This is a genomic window from Candidatus Sysuiplasma jiujiangense (genome assembly GCA_019721075.1).
Lineage (GTDB): Archaea > Thermoplasmatota > Thermoplasmata > Sysuiplasmatales > Sysuiplasmataceae > Sysuiplasma > Sysuiplasma jiujiangense.
The window spans coordinates 1-3932 of sequence record JAHEAD010000050.1; the positions used below are offsets into that span (position 1 = coordinate 1).

A 3932-nucleotide genomic window follows, 5' to 3' on the forward strand; every position below is an offset into this window, starting at 1 on the left:
CCATGCGATTCAAAAATATCTCCACAGAAGTGTGAGGATTCTGATTGGAATCACTCGTAACCAGATATCCTTCGATTGAGAGCATTATACGTGGATCAGTTAGAGACTGTTTCATTATCTCAACCATTGCATTGTTTACTTTCTCTGTTTCCTGTAAGTCCATCATTTCTGGACCTCCATTATATCATGCATGATGCTTCAACCTCCACACACACATTTCCCTCATAATCATCGAAGATACTGAGGGATCCGTTCCCGAAACCCGGTCCCGATGCCAGTCTCCTCAATCCTTTTGACTTTCCTCTTGGATATAGATTATAGGTTGGAAATTTGATATCCTGCTCTTCCAGTGCGACAGCATCCCAGAATAAGATCGGATGAGTATGGTACAGTGCAGCCCATTCCTTTGGTGACTGGAACGGGCAGAAATAGCACCCTGACTTGACAGGATCGGGCCAGCCATAATCCTTTATGATACGGTGGCAGTCATCCCTCGATATGCTCCGTTCAACCATAGGATAAGCATTCCGGTATTCTGAATGATGCGGCTGCTTCCATGATCCATCGGAATTAAAAGCTCGGTGCTTCTCATCAATGCTTATTCCAATCAGCGCAGTTGCCGGCTTCATGAATATGCCTTCTTTCTGCATTCCCCTGAGTGCGAGCTTTATTGGCGTTATCTTTGAGTATTCAGTGCACCACCTCATATTGATGCTTGGAACCCTATGCCGTTTTACGATTGCTTCCCTGAGTGAATCGGCATGTTCCTGCTTTTTCGTGTCCACATTTGTTATCCTGCGGTGCATTCTCACCGTCATAAATGGCATGCCAATCTTTTCACACAACGGTTTGTCATATTTCTCGATGTAATCGTAGGTTTCCGGATGCTCTGCCCCTGTATCAGCGAATACGAGGGTATCAGCTTCTACCTCACCTTTTGCGATCAGGATCAGCATCGCTGTTGTCTGGACACCTGCACCGAATGATAGGAAGGTCTTCATTTCACGTCACCCCTGCTCTGGATTTCTATCCGGAGGGGCTTCTCTTCCTCAAGGACGCTGAAATCAACGGTAAAGATAATCTTCCTGGAATTGGGAACCGCTATCGGGGATGTCAGGACGCCCAGGTCAACGAGCATGGTGATGTACTTGTCTATTGACCTCTGATCGGTTCCCTTGACCCTGGCTACGATGGATGCGAGATCGCTTGACCTTCCCCAGTGGACGTTTCCCTTCGCCGACATCCTCTTTTCCACTATTATTTGATTGGTGTAGCCCTCGTTCTTCATCTCGTTTATTATGTCCGTCAGCTGAACGATCGCACGGTTTTTCATCCTCTCAATTTGTGTGTGTGTGCGTTTCGGTTGCCTTGAAAGGAAGGAAGAAAGAATTTGATCGACCACGAACCCCATGCTGTTAGCCGTCCCATGCTCACTAATAACATACTCACGGAAGGCTTCTTTTACACCTTGCGTGATACGAACGAAAAGAACCGCAGACCTCTCTGAAGATGTCATGCAGTCACCTCGTTTGCATGAGTTACATGATTGATTGATTGATTGATTGATTGATTGATTGATAGCATAGATATAGCATGTGATAGCAATTCATGTTGATAATTCCAGCATGTTCTGCTATCAATGCATGTTGATGGCTTTTTTCCATTTCTATCAAACCATTGGAAATAGCCATTTTCCGAGAAACCGCTTTTTTTCATCTGAGGCGGGAACACCCTCATGACTTGCACACACACACAAAACGAGTCATGCAGGTTTTCATGTTCTATGTCAGGAGTTCCAAAATTTAAAACATTCTTTTTTGTCGCTCCAAACATTACAATATCTGGTGCTGTATAACTTCCACTGGGTACAGGGAAAACGCTTTCCAACTCAGGATTTTCCAGTGTTTTAAGTAGTCGCTGTATTGCAATAGTTATACGGCATCCATTCGCTTTTTTCCCTTTGTAGTCGCCATAACTACTACTATTGACCGAAACGATTAAATCCCGACTATCTATGTGCATGTTGACCCTCCGTGAGATAAATCAGGACTTGTGAGGTCTTTTTTGCTTGCGTGAGGGTCTTGTTTTCCCAGTTCTTTCTCCATGTATTCCCGAACCAGGCTGTTGATCAACTTGCCTATGGATATATGTTTTTCTTCCATCCAGTCGTTCAAGTCTTCATCCAGCCGGAAGCTACGGATTACATTCTTCTTTTTTCCGTCTTCAGCCATATTGAAATATAACGCTAGGAAGTATATAATCATTTTTAACTATGACACCGTTGAAATCGTTGTAATAAGTTTTTTATACTTCTATCGGTTATCATCTTATGACCTCACAAGTCAGAAACATGGAGGTGCTATCATGACCGATAGCGCCAAGGAAATGCCAGCTACAGAGAAGACTGTTACCGTCATGGCACAGCCCGCACAAATCGAGTTATCGACAAACGCCAAGGGCCAGCACCAGTGGAGTATCAAGCTCTATGGTGAGGAAATGGACAGCGGGCTATTGGAGAAGGTTCTCAAGATCGACGGGGAACTCTCAGAGAAATACAAGGACGAGAGGGATGTAAGATGATGAGCAACCCGGGAACCTGGACTGATGCACAGCGTAAGCTGTTATTCGGTCTGATGCATAAATCCATGCTGACCGCAGAGGACATGGAGGCAACATTGAAGTTTCCTATGTCTGAATTGTCAGTGCAGGAAGCTTCGAGTCTAATAGATTGCATGAAGAACAGCGGTGATCTTTCCGCGGCAATGAATAAGATCAGGGAAGCCAGAAATGAGTCTGATGCCGCTGCAAAGGAAGAGGAAGCACAGGAGGCAACTCAGGCTCTCACAAAGAATGTGAAGAACCCCATGAATGTTGAGAAGCCGTCAAGCCGCCCCCAGCTCATGGCAAAGCTGAACGGGATTCCACAGGAGCTGGCGGATATGTATTTCGCCATAATCGACGGAGCTCTCTACATAAAGAATCCCGGGCTTCTCTACATGGCTTCTAAAAAGGGGTATGCAAAGATAGAGTCCACTTCCCAGTCTGACGGAAAGGGCGGATACATTGCCCTTGCGAAGGTCTACCCAAAGATCCCCATAGATTTCATAAAAGCGATAGCCTCCCTGTCTCCGGACCTACAGGTAAGGCTTCTCGATGAGCAGTATGGTCCGACTGTCGACAAAGGATCAGCAAACAAAGACAATGTGAAGAATACCCGCATGCATCCATTCTTTGAAGAGCTTGCCCGAACCCGGGCAGTTGACCGCGCCCTCCGCCTGTATACCGGATATGGCGGCACTTCGTATGAAGAACTCCCCGATGCCGATGCGGAAGTTGGAGGCGAGGTTCAGTGATGATCAGCGAGGAGGCTGCCCTCCGTTACCTTGCGGCACGCATGGAAGCCCTCCACAGAGAAATTGACTTCCTGAGGGCTAACCTTCAGGCGGACATCGATAAAACACAGGTTCGGCTGAATGGCCTGCCTCCTTCCGCCCTCACTGAAGCGAAGAAGCTTATCGGGATGTACCAGGATGTCCTGAAAAGGCTGGAGGGGTTCTGATGGCCTCTAAATGCAACGTGAAAGTTGCATCTAAAAAAGGTGAAATTCATAAATGTAAAAAAGTCAGGGGGCATTATGATCCAGGCGCAAGTCCACATGAATGTTCATGTGGATATATATGGGGTAGACGGGGGAACTGGAAGGAGGAGATGTCCTGATGTGCGACTGGTGCATATCACGAATTCCCTGTTACTGCGATTGCGAAGACAATGGGAACGGGAAATGTGATCGTTGTGGCCATTGGTTCAGAAATGATGAAGATGATGAGGAGGGATTCTGATGAAATTCAAGATAAGCAAATTGGATGAGTTCATAATCATAAACCATTATCCTGAGCCTTACTATGAAGGTGAAGAGCCAGAAGGAGATTCAA

At 46.2% G+C, this 3932-nt stretch carries 7 protein-coding genes; 3 read left to right on the plus strand and 4 right to left on the minus strand.

Features of this window, described 5'->3' with window-relative positions; translation table 11 throughout:
- Positions 1-179: 179 nt before the first annotated feature.
- From KIS29_11395 to KIS29_11410, 4 genes are all read right to left on the minus strand, one after another.
- Complete coding sequence (locus KIS29_11395; protein ID MBX8640930.1) at positions 180-1001, minus strand: phosphoadenosine phosphosulfate reductase family protein; 822 nt, start codon at positions 999-1001, stop codon at positions 180-182.
- A complete protein-coding gene (locus tag KIS29_11400) occupies positions 998-1333 on the minus strand; it encodes a hypothetical protein (protein MBX8640931.1) in 336 nt (111 codons plus the stop codon). The genes KIS29_11395 and KIS29_11400 overlap by 4 nt, the downstream gene beginning before the upstream one ends.
- A gap of 179 nt (positions 1334-1512) precedes the next feature.
- Entirely contained in the window at positions 1513-2022 is a 510-nt protein-coding gene (locus KIS29_11405) for a hypothetical protein (protein ID MBX8640932.1), read from the minus strand.
- Positions 2013-2231, minus strand: a complete 219-nt coding sequence (locus tag KIS29_11410; GenBank protein ID MBX8640933.1) for a hypothetical protein — start codon at positions 2229-2231, stop codon at positions 2013-2015. The genes KIS29_11405 and KIS29_11410 overlap by 10 nt, the downstream gene beginning before the upstream one ends.
- Positions 2232-2364: 133 nt before the next feature.
- Between KIS29_11410 and KIS29_11415 the strand changes: the two genes are divergently transcribed.
- The 3 genes from KIS29_11415 to KIS29_11425 are packed head-to-tail and all read left to right on the plus strand — an operon-like array spanning position 2365 to position 3559.
- Positions 2365-2580, plus strand: coding sequence for a hypothetical protein (locus tag KIS29_11415; GenBank protein MBX8640934.1), 216 nt, complete (start codon positions 2365-2367; stop codon positions 2578-2580).
- Entirely contained in the window at positions 2577-3353 is a 777-nt protein-coding gene (locus KIS29_11420; GenBank protein MBX8640935.1) for a hypothetical protein, read from the plus strand. Before KIS29_11415 ends, KIS29_11420 begins: the two co-directional genes overlap by 4 nt.
- Positions 3353-3559, plus strand: a complete 207-nt coding sequence (locus KIS29_11425; GenBank protein ID MBX8640936.1) for a hypothetical protein — start codon at positions 3353-3355, stop codon at positions 3557-3559. The genes KIS29_11420 and KIS29_11425 overlap by 1 nt, the downstream gene beginning before the upstream one ends.
- Positions 3560-3932 lie beyond the last annotated feature (373 nt).